This window comes from Staphylococcus caledonicus, assembly GCF_016238465.1.
Classification (GTDB): domain Bacteria; phylum Bacillota; class Bacilli; order Staphylococcales; family Staphylococcaceae; genus Staphylococcus; species Staphylococcus caledonicus.
On the sequence record NZ_JABTXV010000001.1, the window covers coordinates 93458 to 114198 of the forward strand.

Sequence of the window (20741 nt, forward strand, 5' to 3'; positions counted from 1 at the left end):
TAATATAATAAATATAAAAGTTAAGTTTTTGGAGGTGTAACAGTGTCTGAGAACAAAGGTTTTAAATTTAATATTATTAAGAATGATCCTTTAGATGGCCATAAGGGTACAAATATTGGATCAATCAGTTTAGATAATATCGCGCCTGTCTTTATAGATTTTGCGGAGAAAGAAGCGTTTATTGATATCGGAGGCATGCATGCGCGTGCTCAAGTTGAAAAGGGCGTAAAATGGATCACTGATAAAGAAACAGTAGAAGGCGAAGAAGCTAAAGAATACTGGCTATGTTGGGTGACTACTGAACGTGGTGAAAATGGCCCTTACTATGCAGGTGTTACAGCTTGCTATCTATTGGTTAATAAAAGTATTCGTCGTGGATATAAAAGTATGCCCGAACATGTTAATATGATGGATAAATCTATGAAACATAAAATTATCGTTGATCATATTGGTGATGATAATAAAAAAGTTTTAAAAGACTTCTTGAAATCACACAATGAAGAAATGTGGAATAATTCTAGTGAAGAATTATTCGAAGCATTAAAATAAATTTGAAATTTAATATATCTTAGTTTTTAGTTTAGCTAGTAATTGACTAAGATAAAGAGGCATGAAGAGAGAGTTCTAATTAAACTTCTTCATGCCTCGTTTTATAAAAATATAACATTTTATTTTCATTCTAAAGTCGTGTCTATTCCTCGGTTAATTCGTCGCCCACTTTATAATTAGCATATAAGGCTTTCATAACCTCGTTATAAACGTTTTGCAAGGGAATCGTTTCTTCCACACTTACTTTTTTCATCTCTTCATACTCAGGTTTCATTTTTAAAATTTTACCATTTTTTAAAGAGAATTTAATTGTAATATCACCATATTGAGTATTAATTTTACGAAAAGCACGACTTAAAATGCGTCGATTTACTGTATAGCTTCTTACACCTAATGATGAGGTATGACTTAGTACTACATTTTCAATATGGTGCTTATCATTGACTTTACAAATAATAGTTAATTGAATGGCAGGTCGATTCTTTTTCATTGTGATAGGTGTATAGTACACGTCTAATGCCCCGTCTTGTAGCGCTACATCCATAAAATGTCCCAGCATTTCAGGTGTCATATCATCAATTTGGCATTCTATCACTTGGACTTGATCATTTGTATTTTCTTGGTCATCTTGAAATTGAATAACACGTAAAATGTTTGGGAATTCAAAATCTTTGTTTCCTGCGCCATATCCAATTTCGGTCATCGTAGCGGCGGGGAATGGTCCAAAGTTAGTCACTAAACTTTTAGCAAAGGCAGCGCCAGTTGGAGTAGTCAATTCACTTTGAACATCGAAATTCGCTAAAGGTACACCTTTTAAAATTTCAGCTGTAGCAGGAGCTGGAATAGGGTAAATACCGTGAGCAATATTGATTTTGCCGTTGCCTGTAGGAATGGCTGAACAATATAATGTTTCGATGCCGAGTTGTTCAAGTGCAATACAACCCCCGATAATATCGATTATTGAATCCATAGCGCCGACTTCGTGAAAGTGCACATCTTCGATAGTCATGCCATGTATTTTCGCCTCAGCATAACCAATAGTTTCAAAGATTTTTTTACTACGTACTTTAACCCGGTCTGCTAAGTGACTTTCATCAATCATTTTGAAAATGTCTGAAGCTTTGCGATGATGGTGGTGTTCGTGAAAGTCGATTCTTAAGGTCATAGCGATGATGCCTTGTTTAACTTTCTTTTGAAAATGTAATGCAAAATCATCGATAGGTAACTGCTTTAGTTCATTTTCAATGTCTTTAGGATTAGCACCTAAGTCGACTAAAGCTGAAAGTAGCATGTCATCTGCTATACCAGTATGGCAATCTAAATATAAGGCTTTACTCATAGTTTTAGCTCCATTCTATGTGTTTTCTAGCATGTTAATAATCATAGCAGCGTTATAGCCGGCTCCGAAACCATTGTCAATATTGAGCACGCTTGTTCCTGGAGCGCATGAATTAATCATCGACAGCAGGGTAGTTATTCCATCTAAGTTAGCCCCATAGCCAACACTAGTTGGTACTGCGTAAACTGGATAATCTACTAGACCACCTACGACACTGGCAAGTGCGCCCTCCATTCCAGCAATAACAATAGAAACTTTTCCGTGACGAATCTCTTGGATGTGAGCGAATAAACGATGAATTCCAGAGACACCCACATCATAAAACCGCTTCACTTGGATACCCATTACTTCGGCAGTGATAGCTGCTTCTTCAGCAACTGGTAAATCTGATGTGCCAGCACATAATACAGAAATATAATGTTTTGACTTTTCAATTTCATCTAACGGAGTACATACAATATTAGCCTCAGCGTAATGTGCTAAATTTGGGTGGTGTTCTAAAACATATGCCGCTTTATCTTGATCAATTCGAGTTACTAAAATAACGTTATTATGATGAAGTAAGCTAGTTATAATTTGAACTATTTGTTCTTTCGTCTTTCCTTGGCCAAATATGACTTCAGGGAAACCTTGACGTTGTGCTCTATGTAAATCAATTTTAGCAAAGCCCAATTCGTCATAGTGACTGAGTTGGGCTTTAGCTTCATCAATTGATATTTGATTTGATTTTACACGTTCGAGCAAGTCTTCGATAGAGCTAGGATCTTTACTCATGTGTATACTTCCTTATACTAATTTAGTTGAAGTTGTATCGATAACTTCATTCATACTACCAGTTCTGTAACCTTCTAAATCTACAGTAACATAGTCAAAACCAAGTTCTTTTAAGCGTAATGTGATGTTATCTTTATTTGTGATAACAGTTGCTAAGTCATCTTGTGCTACTTCAATACGAGCGATATTGTGGTGATAACGTACACGTACATTATTAACACCTAAATTTAAAATGTGTTTTTCAGCTTCATTCACTTTGTTTACTTTAGTAAAGCTTAGCTCTTCGCCATAAGGAATACGAGATGCTAGACTACATAATGCAGGTTTATTCCATACTGGTAAGTCATATTGTTTACTTAGTTCTCTAATTTCTGATTTGTATAGTTCAGCTTCTTGTAAGACACTACGTACGCCGAATTCTTCTCTCGCTTTTAAACCAGGACGGAAGTCTTCTAAATCGTCCATAATCATACCGTCTAATACATAATTGAAGCCTAAATCTTCTTTGATTTGAGATAAATTGCTATACATTAAACGTTTACTGTAATACCAGCTTTCAGGTGTATTCTTAACAATATTAGCATCGTTTAATTCAGACATTTCAGTTTCCATTACTTCGATGCCTAATTCTCTACCTAATTCAATCGCTTGGTTAAATTCTTCATTTCTGAAAAGTTCAGATTTTACAACGACTGGTTTTACGTTATTCACACCTAAAACATCAATCGCTTTTTTCAGTACAAAACTACTATCTACACCACCAGAAAAAGCAATAACTACGCTTTTCATTTCTTGAAGTAGTGAATCTAATTTTAATTCTTTATTTTGTAATTCAGACATGTATATCGTTCCTTCCGATTATTCTTCGTCTTCTACATATGGAATAGTTAGCGGCCCTTGTGGCATAACCCCAATACTTAATTTACGACCATATTGTTTTTCTAATTCTGCAATCGTTTGTTCAATATTTGACGTTGGATTCAACATTGAATCTTTTAATTGTTGGTCAGTTAATTCTGAATAAACATATACATTGGCAAATGTTTGAATACTTGCTTGTTTTTGGACTTGCCATTGATCGACTTCGGAAAAGTTCGGATCATGAATTAAATCTAAAATGCCTTGTGGAGTATCAGCTATTTTAAATATTTCGGCGAATTTTCCGTGATCTGGGAATCCATCAGCACATTCAGATACCATAATAATATTTCCGTTTTCTTTTACAACTTTGCTTGCCGCACTCATACCTTTTACCGTTTGATATAAGTTTTGATCGAGCGGATAACCTGAGTTAGAGGCAATCACGACGTCGAAACGGTCATCACATTTAAACATTGCATGTTCTTTAACATATGCGCAACCTTCTTTATGAGCTTCGAACACGTCGCCACCGAATGCAGCAGTGATTTTTTTATCTTTATTTAAAGCAACATTTAACATGAAATCTGGTTTACACATTGTGTTAACTTCACGTGCCATATCTTGCACTGGGTTGTCTTCTGAATTTCCCCAAGTTGAACGTGGGTCACCAATCATCTTCGCATTATGGAACGTTTGAATTGTCTCAATACCAGCAATACCAGGCATAATACCTTTTGGTCCACCTGAAAAGCCAGCGAAGAAGTGGGGTTCAATAAAGCCTGTAACAATTTTGAAGTCAGACTCCACATACTCTTTATTTAAATAAGCGTCACAACCATATTTACTGTGACCAACTTTAACGAGACTTTCTTTTTCGTTACAGTGGTTATGCACGATTTTAACGCTATCAACAATATCTTCGCCTAACATTTGAATAAGTTCATCACGTGTTTGGTCACGATGTGTACCTGTACCGTTAATAATTACAAAATTTTCACATGGTACATGGTTTAATTCTTCAATTAATAAAGGTACTAATATATGATTAGGCGTTGGACGCGTAATATCACTAATAACGATTGATACTGTATCATCGCTTTTTACAAGTTCTTTTAAAGGCTTAGAGCCTGTTGGATTTCTCAGAACATTTTGAATTGTTGAAGTATAGTCGTCTAATGCGCCGATAGTTTGTGGTTCAATTACTGTACTATCATCAGGCACGTTGACTTCTACTTCAGACTTGTCATATAGGACATGTGTTTTCACTGTCTATCCCTCCATAAGTCTTGATGTCAAACTGTAATAATTATAAAATTATTTGTTTATTACATGTTAAATTATAGCATAATTTATATCTTATTTTAATGGTAAGGAATAGAGTCGAAGGGGAGTGGAACAGGCAAATAATAACTAATTAAGGTTATAAGATTTCGTTATTCCACTCCAGCAAAGGTTAGCTAGAGATGAATAAATTGAGGCTTGGACGCATCTTTCTCTCGGTCAATTACTGTTAAAATTTAAAGCTAAGCATATCTCAGTCTCTTGTTATAAAACTTTTGAAGAGAATGAAAAATATGAAAAATCGTGAGTATATAGTTAGGATTTTAAGTAATTAAAGTTATTCATTCAGAGTTACAATTACCTAATTTTTCACAAGAGCAAATTGACTAAATGTATGGGTAGTTGACGACTACAAGCACTATGGGATTTGTGCTATAATGTGGTGTATTAATTAGGAATTAGGGTGAGTTGAACGTTGGATAAGAACATAGACATTCAAACGAAGCAAGTCTTAAAACAAAATGATGAAAAGCAAAAATTCGAGTTTGCTACTCAAGGCTCATGGCAAAAAAAGAGCGCAGACTTTATACGCTATCAAGAACAGATTGAAGAAGCGGTTGTTAATGTAACAATAAAGATTGAAGAACAAGGTGTAAAATTAATACGCAAAGGCGATATTAATATGAATCTTCATTTTGTTGAAGGTCAAGATACGGTAACACTCTATGATATTCCAGCTGGTCGTATTCCGTTAACGGTTAAAACACGCAGTATATTACATTTTGTGGACGATAATGGTGGGAAATTAAAAATTCAATACGAGTTACATCAAAATGATGAAAAAATGGGCTCATATCAATATGAAATTAAATATAAGGAGATAAGCTAATGAATATTATTGAACAAGTGAAAGCCACGTTAGTAGAAGAAATTGAAGCTAGCATAAAAAAGGCTGGCCTTGCAGAAGATGTACCAGAAATTAAAATTGAAATTCCAAAAGATACTAAAAACGGAGACTACTCTACAAATATCGCTATGGTATTAACTAAAATTGCGAAACGTAATCCACGTGAAATTGCTCAAGCGATTGTAGATAATTTGGATACTAGTAAAGCTAATGTTAAACAAGTAGACATTGCTGGACCAGGTTTTATTAACTTCTATTTAGATAATCACTATTTAACTCAAGTCATCCCAGAAGCTATTAATAAAGGTGACAAATTTGGTTATGCTGAAGAATCAAAAAACACTAAGATTTTATTAGAATATGTTTCAGCCAATCCAACAGGAGATTTACATATTGGTCACGCCAGAAATGCAGCAGTAGGAGATTCTTTAGCGAATGTCTTAACAGCAGCAGGCTATGAGGTTACTCGTGAGTATTATATTAATGATGCGGGTAACCAAATCACTAATTTGGCACGTTCAATTGAAGCACGTTACTTTGAAGCATTAGGTGACACAAGCCATGAAATGCCAGCAGATGGTTACAATGGTAAAGACATCATTGAAATTGGTAAAGACTTAGCCAATAAACATCCTGAGATGAAAGATTATTCAGATGAAGAACGCCTTAAAACGTTTAGACAATTAGGTGTAGATTATGAAATGGATAAGTTGAAGAAAGACTTAGCTGATTTCAATGTACATTTTGATAACTGGTTTAGTGAAACATCATTATATGAAAATGGTGCCATTGATAACACATTAGCTAAAATGCATGAACTTGGTTACACATATGAAGCGGATGGTGCAACATGGTTACGTACGTCTGACTTTAAAGATGATAAAGACCGCGTATTAATTAAAAAAGATGGTAATTATACTTATTTCACACCAGATACAGCGTACCACTACAATAAAATTAATCGTGGTAATGACATCTTAATCGACTTAATGGGCGCTGATCACCACGGCTATATTAATCGTCTTAAAGCAAGTTTAGAAACGTTTGGTGTAGATAGTGATCGCCTTGAAATTCAAATTATGCAAATGGTACGTTTAATGCAAGATGGTGAAGAAGTTAAAATGAGTAAACGTACAGGTAATGCAATTTCATTACGCGACATTATGGATGAAGTGGGTATCGATGCAGCACGTTACTTCTTAACAATGCGTAGCCCTGATTCACACTTTGATTTTGACTTAGAACTTGCAAAAGAAAAGTCACAAGATAACCCTATCTACTATGCACAATATGCACATGCGCGTATTTGCTCAATCTTAAAACAAGCTAAAGAACAAGGCGTTGAAGTGACTACAGAAGCAGACTTTAGTACTATTACTAATGAAAAAGCAATCGACTTATTGAAAAAAGTTGCAGAATTTGAACCTACAATTGAACATGTAGCGGCAAGTCGTGCACCACATCGTTTAACTAACTATATTCAAGACTTAGCGTCAGCATTCCATAAATTCTATAATGCTGAAAAAGTTTTAACAGACGATGCAGAAAAAACTAAAGCACATATAGCATTAGTAGAAGCAGTTAGAATTACATTACACAATGCTTTAGCATTAGTAGGTGTATCTGCACCAGAATCAATGTAAATTCGATTATTTATAATTAAATATAGTTTATACGAGAGGGAGCGGGACAGAAATCTAATGTAATTTCAAAGATTTCGTCGTCTCGCCCCGGCAAGGGTGACTAGAAATGAAGAAAGTGAGGCTCGAACGTATCTTCATTTCAGACAACTACTGCCATAACTAAAGGCTGAACCATTTTTTATATTAATGGCTCAGCCTCTTGTATTATAGGTGATCATTTAGGGAAAATTAAACATGGTTGAGTTACCAAAATGTGATGAATGGAGGGGAAGTATGCCAACGCTAACAACAGAAGAACTTTACGAGACATTGTATCAACATATGGGTCCTCAAGGTTGGTGGCCTGGGAAGACACCAGAAGAAATTATGTTAGGTGCCATTTTAGTTCAAAATACGAATTGGAAAAATGCAGATATGGCTTTGCAACGGTTAAAAGAAGAAACGCAATTTAATCCTTATCACATTTTAAAAATGCCTTTAGAAGAATTACAAGAAGTGATTCGTTCTAGCGGTTTCTATAAAAATAAAGGTAAAGCAATTCACGCATTATTTCAGTGGTTAGAGAATTATCAATTTAATTATGAAGAAATAGCACGTATCCACGGACAAAATTTAAGGAAAGAATTATTAAATATTCGAGGTGTAGGTAGCGAAACAGCAGATGTATTAATTGTCTATATTTTTGGTGGAATTGAATTTATACCTGACAGTTATACACGTCGTCTTTATCGTAAATTAGGTTATACGCAAACTGAAAGTTACGATAAATTTAAAAAGTATATAATTTTGCCATCGTATTTTACAAATCAAGACGCTAATGAATTCCATGCATTGCTAGATAATTTTGGAAAAAATTATTTTAATGGAAAAGGAGAACATCGCTACACATTTTTAGATAATTATTTTATAGATAAGGATTGACCTTCACGTTGCGTCATAGTTCATACTCCTTATTAGATGATAGGTTGAAAGATAGTGATGTTGAAATAAGTTGCGAAAAGACAAGGAGGAGTGTCGCTTAATGTTAAATAATGAGTATTTCACTCCTAAAGAAGTACACCAGATTACAAGTATTAGTGCACGGACGCTTCATTATTATCATGAAATTGAGTTATTAGTGCCAAGCTATATTGCAGAAAGTGGCTATCGTTATTATTCTACTCAAGATCTTGCTAAATTGCAGGTCATTATTTTCCTTAGACAACTTAATTTATCGTTGCATGACATTCAACAATATTTTAATAAAAGTATTAGCGAGAAAAATCAACTTTTAGAAAACAATTATATGCAAATTATTCAACGTCGTAATCATCTTAATCAAATGATTACTTTTCTCGACTATCATCTTACACATAATAGAGAAGAGGAGATTAATATGGACAAATTTAATGATTATAATGTACAAGATCAATACGACCGAGAAGCAGAATTAAAATATGGAGACACTAAATATTACCAAGCGTTTAAAGCGCAACGTGAAAATTTAAGAGGCACAGATAAGCAACAACATGACAACAATGTAAATCAGCAACTGACTCAATTTTTTGAAAAGATGAACGTATTATTAGAAGAAGGTTATAATGCCAATGAAACACAAGTATATCGTCATATTTCAGAGTTAAAGACAATCCTACAACGACAAGTACCTAATGTCGACGAACAATTTTTAGAATATATGGCTTTAACTTATGAGAATGATGAACGTTTTGCGCAAAATATCAATAAGGGGCATAATTCTCACCTTAACGAATACATCGCTCAAGCTATACGAGCATATAACCAATAAACTATTTTAATTATTCTTTAAATATGTAATGATGAAATTAACACACCATTAATCTCATATTTAAGGAGAGACGACGATGATTGAAGCATATAAGCTTTTTTGGCAAAATTATCTAAATATCGAAGGGCGTACAAGACGACGTCATTATTGGTTAGCTACGTTATGTAACATCCTTGTACTAATTTTGTTAAGTCTAATATTCGGCATCTTAACCTCGGTGTTTAAAGACGGCGAAATATTTTTCGGTATAATCTATGAAATAATAGATTTAGTGCTTTTAATAGGATTATTTACTATGTCAGTGCGTAGATTTCATGATGTTGGCCATACAATGACGATTCCTGTCATCATGCTTGTTTGCATGTTGTTTTGTGAAATAGAAATACTCATTGATACATACTTCCAAGTATCTTTAGAAAGTTTCTTTACAGGATTTGTTGGGACAATCGTTACGATTGTAGTAGGTGCTATTTCATTTGCATTGCTTATTATCTCAATAATTGCCTTGGTTTATTGCGTAAAAGACAGTGAACAGGGTTCTAATGCCTATGGCCCCAATCCTAAAGAAGTTGATCATTATTAAATAATTGTATGATCTATAACTCTCAATAGTTAAGGCACCTCATTAATTAGGTTAAATAAGATGAGGTGTCTTATTTTTTACTTTTTAAAAATAAAAGCCACACATAAATATGAATGCTAAAGTTTGAACTATTTGAGATCTAAGTCAACACTATAATTAAAGTGTAAAATTTCGTATTTAAATAGCATAAAATTTAATTAATTATAAAAGTAATTTGGTATTATAAAGGCATAAACTTCTATCAAGAAAGGCAGGTTTTAGTAGTAACATGTTACATAAGAAAATGTGGCTAGTGTTTGTAGCATTGATGCTTGTGTTAGCGGCTTGTGGTCAAAGCAATCAATCTAACAAGTCATCAGAATCAGAGCAATCTTCATCTAATGATCATCAAACGTATAAACGTATTGTCTCACTTATACCTAGTAATACAGAGATTTTATATGAGTTAGGTTTAGGGAAGAATGTTGTCGGTGTGTCTACAGTTGATGATTATCCTAAAGACGTCAAAAAGGGTAAACAACAATTTGATGCGATGAATTTAAATAAAGAAGATTTACTTAAAGCAAAACCCGATTTGATTTTAGCGCATGAATCTCAAAAAGGAACTTCTAAAAAAGTGCTGGATAGTATAGAGAAAAGTGGCGTTAAAGTAGTGTACGTTAAAGATGCACAATCACTTGAACAAACATATCATACCTTTAAACAAGTTGGAGAAGTAACTGGTCGTGAGAAACAGGCGGATGAATTAATTAATGAAACAAAGAAAAATGTTGAAAAAGTAGTTAAATCAGTGCCGAAACATCATCAATCACAAAGTGTCTTTATGGAAGTATCCTCTAAACCTGATATTTATACAGCAGGGCAAGGTACATTCTTTGATGACATGCTTAATAAACTTGATGCTAAAAACAGCTTTTCAAATATCGAAGGTTGGAAAGCAGTAGATAAAGAAAGTATTATCAAGAAAAATCCTGATATTTTAATTTCTACAGAAGGCTTGTCTAAGTCAGATTATTATAAAATAATTAAAAAACGTGGAGGCTTTGAACAAATTAAAGCAGTTAAAAATGAACGCGTAGAAACAGTAAACGGTGATGAAATTTCGCGTCCAGGTCCACGTATCGATGAAGGGTTAAAAGAATTACGTGACGCGATTTATAAACGATAACCCATATAGTTAAGGCGGGACAATGAAATCTTTGAACTTACATTAGATTTCTGTCCCGCTTTCTTTTTGACGTATCGGTTATAATGGAGAAAATGATAGAAAGATAGTTGAAGAGTTGATAAAATGACGAAGACAATTTATTTAACATTTATAATATGGGGATTTTGTTTGTGCCTCACTATTATAGCTAGCTTATTTTGGGATTTAGGCACATTAAATGATACTTTTAATCAAACTATTCTTTATAAAGTCAGATTACCAAGAGTATTAGAAGCGCTATTGACTGGCGCAATTTTAACGTTAGCTGGTCAAATGTTTCAAACTGTATTAAACAATCCTTTAGCTGATAGTTTTACGCTTGGATTGGCTAGTGGTGCTACATTCGGCTCAGGTCTTGCGGTGTTCTTAGGCTTTTCATTTATTTGGACGCCTATTTTTTCAATCGGGTTTAGTTTAATTACTTTAATCATTGTTCTTATGATTACAATGGTAATGTCGCGAGGTTACCCAATTAGAGTATTAATTATTACTGGTTTAATGATCGGATCATTATTTAATGCGTTACTGTATATTCTCGTATTGATTAAGCCGAATGCTATGAAACAAATTGCGAATTATTTCTTTGGTGGATTTGCGGCTGCGGAAATGCGTGAAGCGATGTATATTGGAAGTATAGCTATTCCGGTTGTTATTATCTTATTTTGTATGATACCAACTATAAAGCTTTTACAATTAGGCGAATTGAAAAGCCGGTCTTTAGGGCTAAACGTGCAACGTGTGACGTTTATTGTATTGACACTCGCATCAATTATGACAGCGATTGCTGTAGCGTATATCGGAGTGATTGGTTTTATAGGTATGATTGTGCCTCAACTTATACGACAACGTTATTGGCACTATACGTTAGGTGTGCAAATGGCACTAAATATAGTAATCGGCGCTACTATAATGCTATTTGCTGATTGGATAGGCAGTACGATTATTCATCCAGTACAAATACCCGCAAGTATTATTTTAGCGTTAATTGGTATTCCAACGTTGTTTTATATTTTGATTAAACAAAAAGACGCACTAAGTTAAATAAAGCGAAGTAGTAAAAGAATAATTATAAAATTAAGAGGGAAATAATCATGGATTTAAGCCATATAAAAGCAGTTGTGTTTGATTTAGAAGGTACCTTACTAGATAGAACTAAATCGAGAGATAAATTTATTGAAGAACAATATGAACGTTTTCACGATTACTTTGTACATGTTCAATTAGCGGATTTTAAGTGCAAATTTATCGAATTGGATGATGATGAAGACAATGATAAACCTGATTTATATAAAGCGATTATTAAACAATTTCATATCGATAGATTGAGTTGGAAAGATTTATTTAATGACTTCGAGATGCATTTCTATCGCTACGTATTTCCATATTACGACACGCTTTACACTTTGGAAAAACTATCTAAAAGTGATTACACATTAGGCGTGATAGCAAATGGGAAATCTAAAATTAAACAATTTAGACTGCACTCATTAGGTATAGGGCATGTTATTAATTATTTATCTACATCTGAAACAGTTGGATATCGTAAACCTCATCCTAAAATATTCGAAGATATGATTGATCAATTAGATGTTGAACCAGAAGAAATTATGTATGTAGGAGACGATGCGCTCAATGATGTAGCACCTGCTCGGGCAATGGGAATGGTAAGTATTTGGTTTAAACATGATGATGCTGAAATTGAACCTCTCGCTGAAGAAGTAGACTACATTATCTCTACTATTGAAGAATTACTATCTATTTTACCAATTAATATTAAGCAAGAAGGAGAGGAATAAGATGGATTTATTTACTAGAAAAGATGGTTTATCACTACATTACGACACGATGGGAGAAGGTTACCCGGTAGTGTTAGTTCATACTGCTTATGAGAATGCTTCAATTTTCCAAAATGTAGCAAAAGAATTGGCGAAATCATTTCAAGTGGTATTAATGGATTTACGAGGTCATGGCTATTCTGATAAGCCAAGAGAAATTAAGTTTAATGAATTTGCAGATGATATTATTCAATTACTCGATTATTTATATATAGATGAAGCAGCATTCATTGGACATGAAATGGGTGCAGCTATTATTGCTGATTTATCCGAGCGTTATCCTAATTATGTTTCTTCACTAACAATGGTAAGCCCGACGTCTATTGAAGGAGAATTGCCAGAAGAGCGCTTGTTTAGAAAATACTCTCATAAAATTCGTAACTGGGAAGATAATAAACAAGATAAGTTCTTGGAAAAACGTAGATATTATAAACCACGTAAAATTAATAAATTCCTAAAGCATGTTGAAGATACCAATGCTATTTCAACCAAAGAAGAAACTCAAGCGATTGAAGATGTCTTTAAAGAAACGAATATCGCAAGTGGGTTTAATCGAGTAGTAAAACCAACATATATTATTGTTGGGGAATATGGAGAAAGAATTACGACAGTCGAAGCAAAAGAAGTAGCTGATTTAATCGGAGAAGCGCAATTTGAAGTTTATACTCAATCTAGCTTATATCCGTTTGAAGAGGAAAAAGAAAAATTCATTGAGGACATCACTCCATTTATAAAAAAATACATGCCTCAACGCTAAAACATTGGCTTAACGAAGCGGATTGACTGAAGTTTGTTACATTAAAAAATAAAAATGTAACATTTTTGTAATAATGCTGTTATTTTAGTAATAATAAGGGTATACTATGAGTAAGCACAAGACGAGAAAAGAGACAAAGGAGAGAGTGCTTATGAAAAAATTAGTAGCGGCATTTTTAGTTTCAGGACTAGTAATGACAGGAGTAGGCGTAAATCATGCCGAAGCAGCTAGCGGTAATTCAATTCAAACAGTTCAACAATTAACTCAAGGTCAAAAATCATTGGAAAATGTTACACTTGGCGAATCAATCAAAAATGTTTCACACAAATACGGTACGCCAATCTATTCTAAAAATCCAAATAATCACGAAAATTATTATGAATATCGTACAAATAAAGGCGTGTTAGTCGTAACTGCGAATGGCAAAAAAAATCAAGGTTATGTAACTAGAGTATCTATGGCTTATAACGAAGCGAATGGTCCAACTTATAATCAAGTTAAAAAAAGCGTAGGTCAAAATGCGTTGACACGTGTTCAATATAACAAAGTTAGTGGTAACTTTGGTTATATCCAAAAAGGAAATACAAGTTACCAATTTGGTTCAAACGGACCACAAGATAAAAACTTAAAATTATATCGTATTGATATAACTAAATAATAAATCTTGGAGTAGGTTAAAATTCATTTTTTGAATTTTAATCTACTCTATTTTTTTTATAGCAAAAGAAATTAATATCAATGTATGATAAAATGCTTAATTGAACAATGAAACAATGAGAGGGATAAGATATGATAGGTATTATAAAGAGAATGATGTCTTAACCTTCGATTTATAAAGGAGTAACTCATGAGAACTAACGACAAAGTGTTACTTGAAAATATTAATGATTATTTTAGCCATAAGGGAATGGCGCCCAATCTAATTGATGATGTAAAAGAGAATCTACGAACAGATTTAAAAAAGTCTGAAGCGCAAGATCAGGATTATGTAGAATATAGAGGGAAATCGCCAGCTCAAATTATTTTGACGATTCAACGTAATTTATTTGGCTTGCAACTTAATCCGGTTGTATTTTTTATAGTGAATTTTGTATTGATTTCGTATTTATACGATAAACAATATGTGCCTTTCCAAGCAGCGACGGCAATTTCAATCTTTTATTGTATTATTATCTTTCCGCTAAGTATAGTTATTAATCTTCGGGTAGAGCGGAAGAAATATCTCTATAGCAATCGACCTGAAATTCTTATTGGTTATAGTATAGCGATTATAGCGCTCGTCTTAATTATTATGCGTGCGTTTAACTTTACGTGGGGAATTATTCCTATCACGATGTATAGTCACCAATTTGTATTCTTTGTAGGGATTATTTTAGGTTTAGCAGGTGTTTTCTTTAAAAAATTAGAATATACAGTGATTGGTTTATTATTTTGCCAAAAAACAATTGACGCTGTAATTACTAATCCTGAAATCGCACAAATATTCTCTCTTCTTATTTGGATTTTTATTGTAGTGTTAATTATTTTCTACACTATTCGATTATCCTCAAGAACTAAAGTTTAATAGCTAACAATTAAGAAATGGGGACAAAAGTTTTTAGGATTTGAGCAGAACTGAATGATGATTAAAAAATATTGTCTCCTAATCTATGTGATTAGGCAGTAGTCGACTGAGATGAAGGTGCGTCCAACCTGGGCTTTCTTCATCTCTAGTCAAACTTGACGGAGTGGAACAACGAAATCTTTGAAATTTGGCAGTAGTTGTCTGAAATGAAGAGGCGTTCGAGCCTCACTTTCTTCATTTCTAGTCAACCTTGCCGGGGCGGGACTACGGAATCTTTGAAATTTGGCAGTAGTTGTCTGAAATGAAGAGGCGTTCGAACCTCACTTTCTTCATTTCTAGTCAACCTTGCCGGGGTGGGACGACGAAATCTTTGAAATTGCATTAGATTTCTGTCCCACTCCCTAGATTTCAGTCCCGCTCCTTTTTTATAAATAAATTATTAAATAAAAATAGAATTAATAGTATCGATGTTCATAGCGTAAGCGCTGATTAAAGGGGGTATAGTAAAAACTAAGGGAGGTGCCACTATGAAAAAAATTCAAACGGTAAATCAAACGAAAATCGCTTACCAAGATGAAGGACAAGGCATTCCCATTATATTAATTCATGGCTTAGACGGTAATTCCGCAGCTTTTTATTTATTAAATAAACAATTACAAGATCAATATAGAGTAATAGCATATGATGTTAGAGGGCATGGCAAATCTAGCCGACCTAATTCATACAGCTTAGACGATCACGTGAAAGATTTATATATTTTAATGGATAAATTAAATATTAATCAAGCACATATTTTAGGTCATGATATGGGAGGCATCATCGCGAGGGAATTTACAGAAAAACACGAGAAAAAAGTATGCTCTTTGACGATTATCTCTTCAAAAGTTGAAGATATTATTCATGGCTTTACGAAGTTAATGATTGAACAACAAGATGAAGTTGCTGGATTTAATAAGTCAGAAGCATTACTTTTACTATTCCCATATATTTATAAAGAGTATGAGCAAGCGATGAAATGGTTTCAACACCAACGCTTATATAGTAAACAGAGTCCGGAAGACAGTGCGGTAGCAAGCCGTACACTCTTAGAAACAGTGAATGCTAATAAGGAATTTACGCATAATGTCGAAGTGCCAACTTTAATTATTAATGGACGTTACGATCCGATTATTAGAGATAAGGATCATTACGAAATGGAAGAACATTTCCAAAATGTCGAAAAAGTATTATTTGAAGATTCAGGACATGCGCCTTATGTAGAAGAAGCAGATAGGTTTTTAGATTTATATTTAAGTTTTCTTGAAAATGTAGATCATATTAAGAATGAAAATAATTAAATATATAATGTTTAATTAATAAACTATACTAGTCCTCCGAAGGTGGAAGGTAACTTGCGTATAGTTTATTTTTTTGTAGGAATTGAATTTATACTAAACTTTTGGACGATATTTATCGATTTTCCAAAGTACGAATAATTAATACTACAATCCCGTTCTCAAATAGTACGAATGATTAATATAAAAAGAGGCGTGAAGATAATGGCCATTATCTTCACGTCTCCTATGATTTTGGGATATACCCCAAATACTCTTTAATTAATTAGGCTAAAATCTAATCGTAGTTTGAAGTCGCTACAAAGAATTATAATTCTGTTTCTTTGTTAGCTTGTTCAATACGAGTGTTAACTCTAGCTAATAATTCATCGATTTTCTTACGTTGTGTACCATTTACAAGAATCAATACTGTTCTTTCATCATGTTCATTACGTTTTTTATCGAAGTAATCTTCTTGAGATAAATTTTTAACAGCTTTAACTACTTGTGGTTGTTTGTAGTTTAAGTGGTTAATAATATCTTTTAAATAGTACTCATCTTCCTTACTTTGACTAATGTAAGTTAGTACTGCGAATTCTTCAAAGCTAATTGAAAATTCCTTCTTAATGATACTTTTTAATTTGTCTGCATAAGTAATCATAGCTAATAGTTCGAAACAATCATTAATTTTTGATATAGCCATTTTGAAACCTCCCCAACTAGTGTCCTCTCTATTTTGTGTTGCGCCCGTTAACTCTATATATAACGTCTTTTAATAGTTAAAATTACTTTAATAATTTAGATTAAAAGAATTTTATTAAATTAATTTAATGCTATATTATTTAGTTAATTATAACTAAATAATTTTAAGAAGTAAACAAAAAAGCACTTAATAAAACAATGTTTTGATTAATAAATACTTTGTTTGGAAATGAAAGCAATTTTTTAAAAGCAATTATTCAAGAATAATTATTGCGTAGCTCCATATAATAAAAAATAATCTGAATATTTAGTAAGAGAAAATATTACTCATTATTTTGTAGAAGTGATGAAGTTGGGCCCACTATAATTTTATCACCAATATTTATTCCGTTGAATACTATAATATACCCACTTTTTTGACTTTTGTTGTATTTTATTTTTCTTTTAATAATTTTGTTATTTTGTGTAACAAAAATATAATGTTTATCGTAGATAACACTTGTTGGCAATTGAAATTCAATAGCACCTGATTCAATTTTAAAATGATGGCCGATAGGATATTGAGCTTTTGTTGAAATATCAATATGATACATAGATATATTTTTTTCAATTTTGAAAGGTATCGAAGATATTGAAAGTACTTTTCCTGTGAATAATGTAGAAGATTTCGGAGTGATCATAACTGCTTGATTAACTTTAATGCGAGATAGTTGAGATTCAGTAATAGTAGCACGAATAATACGTTTTTCGCTATTAATTTGCATTATTTTAGTATTACTTTTTGATGGAAATGGATGAAGTAGAGTGACTTTTCCTTGAATGGGGGAGCTAAGTTGGGTTCGAAGTCGACTTTGAAGTTCTGCTATTTGACCATATAAATTGATTGTAGCAAGAGAGAATGGTTCAGTTGTAGGTTGATGTCCACGTAAGGAGGCTAATGCTTTCTTTTTAGTGACGATTAATTTTCCAGTATAATCATTATAATATTCCAATAATGGTGTGTGTGCCTTAACAGTAGTATCGTTTTTAACTAATATATCTGATATTTCGCCTAGAGAGGGATTGTAATATATCGTATAACTTTCTTTGGCTTCTTGCATACCTGTAAATGAGAGGGGATAGTGAGGTTTGGCAATAATTGTTTTGACTTTAGATAAATTAGGTTGGCTAGGTAACTTTAAATAAATATAATAACTGAAAAACAAAATTAGAAGGAATAAGAGTAGGACTAATATAGTCAAAGGGGTTAAATGTTTTTTCAAATAGGTCACCTCTATTCAATTTTATACATTAATTATACAGCAAGAAACCTCACAATCTAGCTATTTTTCGGAGATAATAAAATGTCTTCTCAATTTTTCATTAAGAAGACATTATAAGTAATATTATTTAATTTTTAGATGAAAATTAGAACAAGCGTAATAAGATAATTCCGATAGCGATGGCCACTAAACCACTAAATTTACGGAAAGTAATAGGGCTCCTACGTACACCTAAACCAAAGTGATCAATAATGACGCCCATAAGCATTTGACCAAGCATAGCAATGATGGTAGTTAAAGCAGCACCTAAAAATGGCATCAAAATAATATTTGAAGTAACAAATACAACACCTAATATCCCACCAATAAAGTAGAGCGGTTTAATTCGTCCTATATTAGGTTGGGTTGCTTTAATTTTCAAGCTTCTATTAAAAACCAATGTAAGAATAAATAACGCAATTGTTCCTACAGTAAATGAAATTAAAGAGGCGAAGAGAGAAGAATGCATTTGTTGAGATAAACCACTATTAATCGTCGTTTGTAGTGGTGGCGCAAACCCAAATACAAATCCGACTAAGAGCCAAAGATAAAATGTCGGGTTCGTTTTTTCTTCTAATTTATTTCTAGGTATGTAATTCATTAAGAGAATACCTAAAAATAATACGACAATACCTACACCTTTAAGAAACGTAAATGGATGTTGGCTTGCACCAAGTAAGCCAAACGTATCAATAACGACTCCCATACAAATTTGACCTGCAACTGTCATTACAACAGTTAATGTAGCGCCTAAACGTGGTAATAAAAGCAAGTTACCCGTTAAGAAACAAACGCCAAGTAATCCACCAACCCACCAATGATAATCTATTGAATGACCGTTATAAAACGAGCTTGAGAACATTTGAGTATTAAAAATAATATTTAAAATAAGCAGAAATAGTGTGCCTACAAAAAATGAAATCGTAGACGCATAAAATGATGATTCAGTATATCTACCTAGACGAGAATTAATGGAAGTTTGAATAGGGACCATCATACCTGCCACAATACCGAGAATAAATAAAAATATCACGTTTCGACTTCCTCAACTTTCTATATATAACATTATAACCATATTCATTATGTATTTTATTGTCGAAAACTACAAGATTAAATAACTTCAAATATACATAAAAGAGAGCGAAACGATGCGTCCCGCTCTCTTCAATAATATTTATATTATTTTTCCGCAAAAATGACTGTAGTTGTAACGTCTACTAATTGAGCTGAATCAGCTTTAACTGGAGTGCCTGCACTAGGTTTTAAAATGTTTAATTTAATCATATTATCCATAGCAGCACGAACACCCGCTTCAGTTATAGGAACTTCAATTTGTGGGAACTGTAATTTAGCTGATTTGTTTAAATTCGTTTTAAACACAAGTTCTAATGTTTTAGACATATCATAACCTCCTTATATTTTGTGACTTATATTACGCTAAGTCTTGCGTTTTAATTGCTTCGACTTTATCAAAGTCTTCGCCAAGTAAATGCGATACAACATCTACGAAAGATTTGATTTCAGCGTCAGTAGCACTAGTGTTTAAATTAGTGAAACGACGTTTATTTTCTTTCGCTTTACCATTTGCGTCGTGAGTGATGCGAGTACAAACAACTGATAATTGAGTAACTTCATTCATAAGTGTTTCACCTCCTTTCACACTATATATCGAAGACTGGAGAAAAAAGAGACACCTTAAATTGAAAAAAATTAAGCAAAATCATTTCATGTTACTAATTTATGCTTTATCATTAAATAAGAAACTTTTTAGAGGTGGATAAATGAATCAAGTTGAACCTATTAGAAACAAAGATGATGTTAAAAAAATGTATTACATATTAAAAGATAAATCAGATAGAGATTATCTTTTCTTTAAATTAGCGATACATACAGGCATTCGCCTAGTGGATTTATTAAATCTGAAAGTTAGAGATATTAAAGTAGTTGAAAAGGGAGAAATTAAATCCTCGTGGATACAACAGTGTGCGCCTTCTATAAAAATCAAATTGCCTAATGATTTAAGAAAAGAGATACATGACTATATTGAACGAAATCAACTGACAAATGATGAATTGTTATTCCAATCTATTCGTACTCATAGAGAATTATCTAGGCAACAAGCGTATCGAATTATTCATCATGCTGCTGAAGAATTAGGGCTATCACATATTGGTTTAACTACATTGCGTAAAACTTTTGCATATCATGCCTATAAATCGGGTATTTCTATTGCAATCATCCAAAAATACTTGGGACACCAAACTACGCAAGAAACGGTTAAATTTATTGGTTTATCGCCAAAAGAAGAACATCATACCATTATTGCTTTAAATTTATAA

23 protein-coding genes are annotated in these 20741 nt (G+C 32.9%); 14 read left to right on the forward strand and 9 right to left on the reverse strand.

Annotation, left to right across the window (positions count from 1 at the left end; genetic code table 11):
• Nucleotides 1-42 precede the first annotated feature (42 nt).
• Nucleotides 43-549 carry a YwhD family protein gene (locus HS848_RS00455; RefSeq protein WP_198610872.1) on the forward strand — a complete coding sequence of 169 codons (507 nt, stop codon included), beginning with the start codon at nt 43-45 and terminating at the stop codon, nt 547-549.
• A 142-nt stretch (nt 550-691) separates the two neighbouring features.
• Here the strand turns inward: HS848_RS00455 and larC are convergent, their stop codons facing one another.
• Genes larC through larA form a run of 4 tightly spaced genes read right to left on the reverse strand, consistent with a single transcriptional unit; the run spans nt 692 to nt 4789 of the window.
• Entirely contained in the window at nt 692-1888 is a 1197-nt protein-coding gene (gene larC, locus HS848_RS00460) for a nickel pincer cofactor biosynthesis protein LarC (RefSeq protein WP_198610873.1), read from the reverse strand.
• Between the two features lie 15 nt (nt 1889-1903).
• Entirely contained in the window at nt 1904-2662 is a 759-nt protein-coding gene (larB, locus tag HS848_RS00465) for a nickel pincer cofactor biosynthesis protein LarB (protein WP_198610874.1), read from the reverse strand.
• Between the two features lie 12 nt (nt 2663-2674).
• Nucleotides 2675-3502, reverse strand: a complete 828-nt coding sequence (gene larE / locus HS848_RS00470) for an ATP-dependent sacrificial sulfur transferase LarE (RefSeq protein WP_198610875.1) — start codon at nt 3500-3502, stop codon at nt 2675-2677.
• Between the two features lie 18 nt (nt 3503-3520).
• Nucleotides 3521-4789, reverse strand: coding sequence for a nickel-dependent lactate racemase (larA, locus tag HS848_RS00475; protein ID WP_198610876.1), 1269 nt, complete (start codon nt 4787-4789; stop codon nt 3521-3523).
• Between the two features lie 490 nt (nt 4790-5279).
• Here larA and HS848_RS00480 point away from each other — a divergent pair, with 490 nt between their 5' ends.
• From HS848_RS00480 to HS848_RS00535, 12 genes are all read left to right on the forward strand, one after another.
• The gene (locus HS848_RS00480) at nt 5280-5693 is read left to right on the forward strand and encodes a DUF1934 domain-containing protein (protein ID WP_107507182.1); all 414 of its coding nucleotides are present in this window, start codon (nt 5280-5282) and stop codon (nt 5691-5693) included.
• The gene (gene argS / locus HS848_RS00485) at nt 5693-7354 is read left to right on the forward strand and encodes an arginine--tRNA ligase (protein WP_198610877.1); all 1662 of its coding nucleotides are present in this window, start codon (nt 5693-5695) and stop codon (nt 7352-7354) included. Before HS848_RS00480 ends, argS begins: the two co-directional genes overlap by 1 nt.
• 273 nt (nt 7355-7627) lie before the next feature.
• Nucleotides 7628-8275 (forward strand): endonuclease III domain-containing protein, encoded by a 648-nt coding sequence (locus HS848_RS00490; protein ID WP_198610878.1) that lies wholly within the window; start codon nt 7628-7630, stop codon nt 8273-8275.
• 100 nt (nt 8276-8375) lie between these two features.
• A complete protein-coding gene (locus HS848_RS00495) occupies nt 8376-9140 on the forward strand; it encodes a MerR family transcriptional regulator (protein WP_198610879.1) in 765 nt (254 codons plus the stop codon).
• A 76-nt stretch (nt 9141-9216) separates the two neighbouring features.
• Complete coding sequence (locus HS848_RS00500) at nt 9217-9723, forward strand: DUF805 domain-containing protein (RefSeq protein ID WP_198610880.1); 507 nt, start codon at nt 9217-9219, stop codon at nt 9721-9723.
• Nucleotides 9724-9991: 268 nt separating this feature from the next.
• Entirely contained in the window at nt 9992-10891 is a 900-nt protein-coding gene (locus HS848_RS00505) for an ABC transporter substrate-binding protein (protein WP_198610881.1), read from the forward strand.
• A gap of 123 nt (nt 10892-11014) precedes the next feature.
• Nucleotides 11015-11971, forward strand: coding sequence for a FecCD family ABC transporter permease (locus tag HS848_RS00510; RefSeq protein ID WP_198610882.1), 957 nt, complete (start codon nt 11015-11017; stop codon nt 11969-11971).
• Nucleotides 11972-12021: 50 nt separating this feature from the next.
• On the forward strand, nt 12022-12726 hold the full coding sequence (locus HS848_RS00515; protein ID WP_198610883.1) for an HAD family hydrolase: 705 nt from the start codon (nt 12022-12024) through the stop codon (nt 12724-12726).
• A 1-nt stretch (nt 12727) separates the two neighbouring features.
• Nucleotides 12728-13522, forward strand: a complete 795-nt coding sequence (locus HS848_RS00520; protein ID WP_107507174.1) for an alpha/beta fold hydrolase — start codon at nt 12728-12730, stop codon at nt 13520-13522.
• Nucleotides 13523-13673: 151 nt separating this feature from the next.
• Nucleotides 13674-14180 (forward strand): SA0570 family protein, encoded by a 507-nt coding sequence (locus HS848_RS00525; protein WP_198610884.1) that lies wholly within the window; start codon nt 13674-13676, stop codon nt 14178-14180.
• Nucleotides 14181-14369: 189 nt separating this feature from the next.
• Nucleotides 14370-15086 carry a hypothetical protein gene (locus HS848_RS00530; RefSeq protein WP_198610885.1) on the forward strand — a complete coding sequence of 239 codons (717 nt, stop codon included), beginning with the start codon at nt 14370-14372 and terminating at the stop codon, nt 15084-15086.
• Nucleotides 15087-15613: 527 nt separating this feature from the next.
• Nucleotides 15614-16423 (forward strand): alpha/beta fold hydrolase, encoded by an 810-nt coding sequence (locus tag HS848_RS00535; protein ID WP_198610886.1) that lies wholly within the window; start codon nt 15614-15616, stop codon nt 16421-16423.
• Nucleotides 16424-16727: 304 nt separating this feature from the next.
• On the opposite strand, the gene sarA is transcribed toward HS848_RS00535, so the two are convergent.
• From sarA to sroA, 5 genes are all read right to left on the reverse strand, one after another.
• On the reverse strand, nt 16728-17102 hold the full coding sequence (gene sarA / locus HS848_RS00540) for a global transcriptional regulator SarA (RefSeq protein WP_103166123.1): 375 nt from the start codon (nt 17100-17102) through the stop codon (nt 16728-16730).
• 322 nt (nt 17103-17424) lie between these two features.
• Nucleotides 17425-18363, reverse strand: coding sequence for an efflux RND transporter periplasmic adaptor subunit (locus HS848_RS00545; RefSeq protein WP_198610887.1), 939 nt, complete (start codon nt 18361-18363; stop codon nt 17425-17427).
• Between the two features lie 145 nt (nt 18364-18508).
• A complete protein-coding gene (locus HS848_RS00550; protein WP_198610888.1) occupies nt 18509-19435 on the reverse strand; it encodes a DMT family transporter in 927 nt (308 codons plus the stop codon).
• Between the two features lie 146 nt (nt 19436-19581).
• Nucleotides 19582-19803, reverse strand: a complete 222-nt coding sequence (locus HS848_RS00555) for a DUF2922 domain-containing protein (protein ID WP_107507167.1) — start codon at nt 19801-19803, stop codon at nt 19582-19584.
• A 31-nt stretch (nt 19804-19834) separates the two neighbouring features.
• Nucleotides 19835-20041 (reverse strand): sigS mRNA-stabilizing protein SroA, encoded by a 207-nt coding sequence (gene sroA, locus HS848_RS00560; RefSeq protein WP_198610889.1) that lies wholly within the window; start codon nt 20039-20041, stop codon nt 19835-19837.
• Nucleotides 20042-20183: 142 nt separating this feature from the next.
• Here sroA and HS848_RS00565 point away from each other — a divergent pair, with 142 nt between their 5' ends.
• Nucleotides 20184-20741, forward strand: coding sequence for a tyrosine-type recombinase/integrase (locus tag HS848_RS00565; RefSeq protein ID WP_198610890.1), 558 nt, complete (start codon nt 20184-20186; stop codon nt 20739-20741).

Coding starts and splice junctions, on each gene's coding strand:
- larB (WP_198610874.1), bottom strand. CDS start 2,662: ATGAGTAAAGATCCTAGCTCTATCGAAGACTTGCTCGAACGTGTAAAA.
- HS848_RS00535 (WP_198610886.1), top strand. CDS start 15,614: ATGAAAAAAATTCAAACGGTAAATCAAACGAAAATCGCTTACCAAGAT.
- HS848_RS00565 (WP_198610890.1), top strand. CDS start 20,184: ATGAATCAAGTTGAACCTATTAGAAACAAAGATGATGTTAAAAAAATG.
- HS848_RS00555 (WP_107507167.1), bottom strand. CDS start 19,803: ATGTCTAAAACATTAGAACTTGTGTTTAAAACGAATTTAAACAAATCA.
- HS848_RS00520 (WP_107507174.1), top strand. CDS start 12,728: ATGGATTTATTTACTAGAAAAGATGGTTTATCACTACATTACGACACG.
- HS848_RS00495 (WP_198610879.1), top strand. CDS start 8,376: ATGTTAAATAATGAGTATTTCACTCCTAAAGAAGTACACCAGATTACA.
- HS848_RS00510 (WP_198610882.1), top strand. CDS start 11,015: ATGACGAAGACAATTTATTTAACATTTATAATATGGGGATTTTGTTTG.
- sroA (WP_198610889.1), bottom strand. CDS start 20,041: ATGAATGAAGTTACTCAATTATCAGTTGTTTGTACTCGCATCACTCAC.
- HS848_RS00525 (WP_198610884.1), top strand. CDS start 13,674: ATGAAAAAATTAGTAGCGGCATTTTTAGTTTCAGGACTAGTAATGACA.
- HS848_RS00500 (WP_198610880.1), top strand. CDS start 9,217: ATGATTGAAGCATATAAGCTTTTTTGGCAAAATTATCTAAATATCGAA.
- HS848_RS00505 (WP_198610881.1), top strand. CDS start 9,992: ATGTTACATAAGAAAATGTGGCTAGTGTTTGTAGCATTGATGCTTGTG.
- HS848_RS00515 (WP_198610883.1), top strand. CDS start 12,022: ATGGATTTAAGCCATATAAAAGCAGTTGTGTTTGATTTAGAAGGTACC.
- argS (WP_198610877.1), top strand. CDS start 5,693: ATGAATATTATTGAACAAGTGAAAGCCACGTTAGTAGAAGAAATTGAA.
- HS848_RS00530 (WP_198610885.1), top strand. CDS start 14,370: ATGAGAACTAACGACAAAGTGTTACTTGAAAATATTAATGATTATTTT.
- sarA (WP_103166123.1), bottom strand. CDS start 17,102: ATGGCTATATCAAAAATTAATGATTGTTTCGAACTATTAGCTATGATT.
- larC (WP_198610873.1), bottom strand. CDS start 1,888: ATGAGTAAAGCCTTATATTTAGATTGCCATACTGGTATAGCAGATGAC.
- larE (WP_198610875.1), bottom strand. CDS start 3,502: ATGTCTGAATTACAAAATAAAGAATTAAAATTAGATTCACTACTTCAA.
- HS848_RS00490 (WP_198610878.1), top strand. CDS start 7,628: ATGCCAACGCTAACAACAGAAGAACTTTACGAGACATTGTATCAACAT.